The organism is Mesorhizobium sp. M7D.F.Ca.US.004.03.1.1 (assembly GCF_003998635.1).
Taxonomy (GTDB): domain Bacteria; phylum Pseudomonadota; class Alphaproteobacteria; order Rhizobiales; family Rhizobiaceae; genus Mesorhizobium; species Mesorhizobium loti.
The window spans coordinates 1-6,313 of the sequence record NZ_RZQG01000311.1 but is presented as its reverse complement, the minus strand read 5'-3'; the positions used below and the strand labels follow the sequence as shown (position 1 = coordinate 6,313).

General features: G+C 61.3%; 5 protein-coding genes. 4 read left to right on the top strand and 1 reads right to left on the bottom strand.

Features of this window, described 5'->3' with window-relative positions; genetic code table 11:
• The first annotated feature begins 153 nt into the window (after positions 1-153).
• The 4 genes from EN935_RS18130 to EN935_RS18115 all read left to right on the top strand — a co-directional run bounded on the left by EN935_RS18130 (position 154) and on the right by EN935_RS18115 (position 5,660).
• Positions 154-936, top strand: a complete 783-nt coding sequence (locus EN935_RS18130) for a hypothetical protein (RefSeq protein ID WP_245488999.1) — start codon at positions 154-156, stop codon at positions 934-936.
• A 144-nt stretch (positions 937-1,080) separates the two neighbouring features.
• Positions 1,081-1,452: a DUF1036 domain-containing protein gene (locus tag EN935_RS18125; protein WP_245489000.1), complete on the top strand. Its 372-nt coding sequence runs from the start codon at positions 1,081-1,083 to the stop codon at positions 1,450-1,452.
• Positions 1,449-3,842, top strand: a complete 2,394-nt coding sequence (locus tag EN935_RS18120; protein ID WP_127263042.1) for a M23 family metallopeptidase — start codon at positions 1,449-1,451, stop codon at positions 3,840-3,842. The genes EN935_RS18125 and EN935_RS18120 overlap by 4 nt, the downstream gene beginning before the upstream one ends.
• Before the next feature lie 192 nt (positions 3,843-4,034).
• Entirely contained in the window at positions 4,035-5,660 is a 1,626-nt protein-coding gene (locus EN935_RS18115; RefSeq protein ID WP_127263041.1) for a caspase family protein, read from the top strand.
• 13 nt (positions 5,661-5,673) lie between these two features.
• On the opposite strand, the gene EN935_RS18110 is transcribed toward EN935_RS18115, so the two are convergent.
• A complete protein-coding gene (locus tag EN935_RS18110; protein WP_109661595.1) occupies positions 5,674-6,210 on the bottom strand; it encodes an OmpA family protein in 537 nt (178 codons plus the stop codon).
• Between the last annotated feature and the right edge of the window lie 103 nt (positions 6,211-6,313).

Sequence of the window (6,313 nt, the reverse complement as noted above, 5' to 3'; positions counted from 1 at the left end):
CCGGAGCCGGCCAAGCCCGCCGCGCAAACCGAGGAACCTCCGAAGTCATCGGCAACGGACGCGCAGCCGTCCGAAAAGACACTGCCGGCCGAGCCAGCGGTTGTGGAGAGCCCAAAGCCCGAACCGCAGATCAGCCAGCCGGCAGCGCCCAAGGTGGCCGCGCCGGCGCCCAAACCCACTGCAAGCCAGACGGATGTCGCGAACGCCGAGAGCCAAAAGACCGTGCCACCGGCAACCAAACAGCCGGACCAACCTGTCGTCGCGTTGAACGTGCCCAAACCAGCGGTTCCCCCGGCCGTCGACGACATCGCGCAACGAATCTCCTGGGTTCGCGACTTCGGCGGCGGCGACTGTTTCTATGCGACCGTGAATTCGTCAACCGACACGGCCGCCGCGATCGAAGGATTTGGAATGGCGGTTCAGCCATTCGAACGGATGCTGGGCGATTTCCAGGCAAAATTCCATGTCGAGCCGGACATCAGCGTCCGCCTCATTGAGCCGAGCCAATGCGAAGTCACCAATTTTCTGCGCTTCCTGGAGCAGACTGCGGCCGACAAACCGCAGCTTGTTCTCGACCGGACATCGGTGCCGAACGGTACGCCGATCAGCGGCACGCTGGTGACGCGTGGCGGGCTCATTTCCAGCGTGCTGCTGATCGATCACAAAGGCATGGTGTTCAATCTCGACGACCGCATCGTCGCACAATCGGACAAGGCTACCTTCAGCATCCCGATTGGCCTCGGCGCCGCTGACAAGGCCGCCGGAAAGGCTGTGCCGCAGATCATAATGGTGATCACGGGGCCCCAGGATATTCAGGCGGCTGCGTTCTCCACGCCGACGCCAGCCTCGGTGCTGCTGCCCAAGATTCTCGAGGAAATCGAGACCGACGGATCTCAGTTTTCAGCCACTGCCAAGTATTTCCGGCTCGGCGGATAGCATGGGCGCCCGATGGAAAGCTGCTCGTGTTTGCCCCACTCGTCCGACGACCTGCCCATAAAGCAGCGTGATCCGGTTCGAGCCGTGCTTGCCCTGACGGGGCGCATGAAGCTCGCGGTGATCTCGGGTGCCGCTTTGCTGGCCGTGCTGTCATCCGGCGAAGCGCGCGCCGAGTTCACGGTCTGCAATCAGACACTCGACGTCGTCAATCTCGCGGTCGGCCAGAAGATCGACAATGCTGACCAGACCGATGGCTGGTGGACCATCGGCGCAAATCAATGCGTGAACGTCATCCGCGAGGAGCTGACGAATCGCTACATCTACATCTATGCCACGGACGTGTTTGGCCATGCGATCCTCACCGGATCGACGGAGATGTGTATCGAGCGACGACGTTTCTCGATCCGCGGCATCGACGAATGCTGGCAGCGCGGCCATATTGCGGCGCAATTTCTCGAAGTCGATACGCTTGAACAGGTGCGATGGACGTTCTTCCTGACCGGAAGTCGCCCGTGACGCACAGTATCGACACGAGCTTCAGGCAGAAGAAGGAGGCGCGCCTTGCGCTTCGCAGACGCAAGCTCTGGCGCCGGCTGCTTGCCGGTCTTGCTGCGATTGTCATGGCGTCGATCGCCGTGGGCTTCTACCTCACGGCGGACTATTGGTCGTTCGGCGACGAAGACGAAGAACTTCACGCGGTCGAAGGGGTGGACGACGTGCCGGCCGATGCATCGGTCTATGTGCCTGCCATCATCGACCTTGCCGGGGACCCGATGTGGATTACCCTTGCCCCCGACGCCGCCACGTCGAAGGGCCATTCGATCGCAAGGCCGACGGATCTCGATCAGGCCGGGGTTTCTGCGCAGATCGAAATCCTGTCGGATGTGATGCTCAGCGCCAGCGAAAAATTCATGACGACGATACCGTCGACGCAGGAGGACTTCGCATTCTTCCAGGCGCAACGGCAGACCGCCCCGCCACCGTCCAACGATCTGCAGGACGATCTTCAGCCACCGGCGGGGGATCTGCAGAACGATCTTCAGCCGTCGCCTGCCGCCAACGAGGCTCCGGCTGCCGCGGGACAGCAGATGGGCACCGACGATCCCGAAGCCGGCTGGGGTGAAACAATCGATGCAGGCGAGGCAGCCCTCCCCGCATTCCAGAAGACGCAGATCGAGAACAACACGAGTGTTGCAACCGTCACGAATGAGTATCAGCGGTTCGAGGCGACCGAAGACACGTTCGTGAAAATCCTCAATGACCGCAGTTTGGACAGTGTTGCACTCGATGCCCATTTCTCCGCCGAGGACGCCAAGCTGGCGGGCGAAGCCCTGAAGGCGCTTTTCAACCGGGAAGGCCTGGAACCCGGTTATGTCGTGGCCATGCGCGGTTTCAGGCCGACGCGCGAGACGACGACAATGTCGCTCATGCAGGTGTCGATCTACGCTAAGAACGTCTTTGTCGGCACGCTGACGCGCAACGCCGCGGGCGCATTCGTATCGGGTGTCGATCCCTGGGTCCGCGAAGATCTGTTCAACTATTCGGGCGCACCGGAGGAAGGCACGCACAAGCGGCAGTATCGCCTGCTCGACGCAATCTATTCGACGGCGGCGCGCAACAAAGTTCCGACAGGCGTGATCGGCGAAGCGATCATGTACCTGTCGAGAGGACAGGATCTGGACGCCTTCGCCAGCGAGGACCAGCGCCTTGTCCTGATCTATTCGCAAACGCCGCGCGGCAAGAGCGAGACCGACGGACGCGTGCTGTATGTCGGTGTACAGGGTACTGAAAAGAGCCTCGAATGCTTCGTCTTCCAGCAGAGCGACGGTCAGTTTGCGTGCGTTACCGGCGATGACCAGGTTCGTTCGCTGACGGTCACCAACGGCATGGTCACGCCGGTCAACGGGGTCATGACGTCCACCTTCGGCCCACGCAAGCACCCAATTCTGGGCGTGGTTCGCATCCACAAGGGCGTCGATTGGGCAGCCCCCGTGGGTACGCCGATCGCAGCCGCCTTCGACGGCGAGATCACCTTCCAGGGCGACGGCGGCAGTTACGGCAACCTGGTGAAGATTGCACATCCCAACGGACGCGAGACGCGCTACGCACATATGCAGAAATTCGCAATCGCAAGCGGGGTCGGCACAAAGGTGAAGGCCGGTGACATCATTGGCTATATTGGCACCACCGGCCTGTCGACCGGACCGCATCTGCATTTCGAACTCTATCAGAATGGCGAGGCGATCGATCCGCTGGGCACGGTGACCGCCGCGGTCGCCACCTATGATACTGGCAATTCCGGCAATTCCGGCGATGTTGCCGTCGAAACGCTGACCGAGCGTATCGTTCATGTCGAAAGTGGTGGCAGCGCCCGTGCCAAGAACCCAAATTCATCAGCAACCGGCGCTGGCCAGTTCATCACAAAGACCTGGATCCGGATGATGAACACCTATCGCCCCGAACTTGCACGAACGCTGTCGACGGCCGACCTGCTCGCTCTGCGCTACGACGCCACGATCTCGCGCGAGATGGTGCGAAATCTGGCGCGGGAAGGCGAAGCCTATCTTCGGGCACGCGGCCATCAAATCACAGCCGGCCGGCTCTATCTCTGCCATTTCCTGGGCATGGAAGGCGCGCATCAGGTGCTGTCGGCGTCGGGTTCGGCGCAATTGAGTGCCGTGCTCGGGTCCGCCGTCATTCAAGCCAACCCCTTTCTCACGGGCAAGACGGCCGACTATGTCGTGGATTGGGCAGAAAGAAAGATGGGCCAGAAGGTTGCTCGCGTCGCGACCGACGCCGGCCAGCAGACAACCAGCACGACGGAGATCCGCCAGACATCACCGGAGTTCGAAAAATACAAGCAAGCCGTCACGGCCGTCATAGGCTCGATTCAGAATACGCTTTGAACCTGCCTTCACGGTATGGTCGCTCAGACCATGGGCGCCACGAGGCACCTTTTTTCAGGCCCTTTGTGAACCAAAACTGTGGTCAAGACCACATACGCTCAGGAGCCATTTTGGCACAAGCGACCCAGTCGCCGACGAAATCAAGCATGCGTAGACATCAACAGTGCACCCTGATGGGTAGAGGGCTGGTCCATGAAAGCGTTCACGGTCTTTCTGAGCGGGATTATCCTGGTTTTCCTTGCCGCTCTCGGCGCCCACGCTGCCGCGCCTGACGCCAAGCGCGTCGCGCTGGTGATCGGCAACAGCAACTATGTCCATGCGGTTACCTTGCCCAACCCCGCCAACGATGCCCACCTCATCGCATCGACGCTGCGCAATGCCGGCTTCGAGGTGATCGAAGGGGTCGACCAGGACAATGCAGGCATGCACAGCCTCATCAGCCGGTTTACCGAGCAATCCTACGACGCGGACGTCGCGGTCATTTTCTATGCCGGTCATGGCATGCAGGTCGACGGCAAGAACTACCTGATACCGGTCGACGCCGAATTGACGTCGCCGGCCTATCTCAAGACCCGTACCATTCAGATCGACGACTTCATGGCTGCGCTGCCGCCCGACCCGGCGATTGGCGTCATCATTCTCGATGCCTGCCGCGACAATCCGCTGGCAAGGACGCTGGCGGCCTCGCTGCCGAAAAGCCGCTCCACCTCGCTGGGCACAGGTCTGGCGCCGGTCGAAGCAATATCGGACGGCGTCGGCACCGGCGGCCTCCTGATTGCCTATGCAACGGATCCCGGCGCCATCGCCTTCGACGGCAACGGGGTCGACAGTCCTTACTCAACAGCGCTGGCCAGGCACCTGACCGAACCCGGCGTCGAAATCCAGAGCGCGCTGACGCGCGTGCGCGGCGAAGTGACCGAAACCACGCAAGGTCGCCAGAGGCCCTGGCACAACGCATCGCTGGGACGCGAGGTTTTCCTGGGAAGACCAGTCGCGGCAGCAGCGCCTGCTGCAAATCCCGTGGCCGACGCATCGAGCGCCACAGCGACATCCTCTCCTGCCCCCGTTGCCAGTGATCCGCCTTCGTGGGAAGTCGAGCAACGTCTTTGGGATGAGGCTTCGAAGCACAATTCCATTCCGTTCTACCAAGCCTATCTCGACCAGTTTCCGAACGGTCGCTTCGCCACTGTGGCGCGGCTGAACGTCGACGAATTGAACGACCCGAAAGCTAAAAACCGGCAGGTCGCGGCACTTGATGCGGACCAGGCGAACGCCAGTTCCGGCTCTGCAGTGCGCACCTCGGTCGGCGTCCCGGACGAGGTGAAGCAAACACCGGGCACCGAGTTGACGGAAAGTGCCATTGGCCTCGACCGCCAGGGTCGCATCGACCTGCAATTGCGCATCGAAGCATTGGGCAACGAGCTTGGCCGCGTCGACGGAAACATGGGCTCACAGACCCGTAAGGCGATCGGCATCTGGCAAGCGAAGAACGGCCTGCCGCAGACCAGCTATCTGACACGCGAGCAGCTTGCATTCCTCGTGATCCAGACAGATCCGATGATGGAAGCCGTGCGCGCCAGATATGCTGCCGATCAGGCCCGTGCGACGCAGCCGAAAAAGCAAGTGGTACAGAAGGTCCGCACGCAGAGACCGGTGGCACGGAACCCCCGCAAACAACAGCAGGCCGTTCAGAAGTGGCGCAACCGCGAGATCCTAGTGCGGCAGGATGATCCTCCGCCACGCCGATACAATAACGACTTCCTCGCCAAAGCACTGATCTTCGGCGCCGGTGTGGCCGTGGGCGGCGTGCTCAAGTAGTGACAGCTGCGCGCTATTGCGTCTTTATCCGCATTTCGACGCGGCGGTTGACCGGATCGTACGGGTTGGGGCTGCGCGGATTCTTTTCGCCCATGCCGATCGCGTTGATACGGGCAGGCTCGACACCGCTGGCCGTCAGGAAGGCTGCAACCGATTGCGCCCGCCGTTGCGACAGGCCTTCATTGTAGTGCACCGTGCCGGTGGCGTCGGTGAAACCTTCGACGACGAAGTTGAACGTGCTCAGCCGGCTGTCCTTCAGCGCCTTGGCGAACTCGCCGAGTTCAGCGCGCGCAGTGGTGTCGAGTTCGGCCGAATCCAACCCGAAATTGATCAGCATATCGAGGCTGGATTTTTCTCCCGGCGCGTCCTTCGCCTTGCTCTTGCTTTTGCACTCCTCCTCGGTGCCGACACAAATCCCTCGCGACTTGCCGAGGTCGGCCGCCCCGGCAAAAAACTTCACGATGTCTTCTGATTTCTGAACAGGGTCGGCGAAAGCGTGGGTCGAGAAAAACACGACCGCCAACACAAAGGTTGAACTGCCCCACTGCATAGCGGTTACTCCTGCTTGAGCATCCGATTTCGACGGGCGTGATCATACCAAACTCCGGGGCAATTGTCTGTCGATAAACGCCAGGGATACGGCGGTGCCGGCA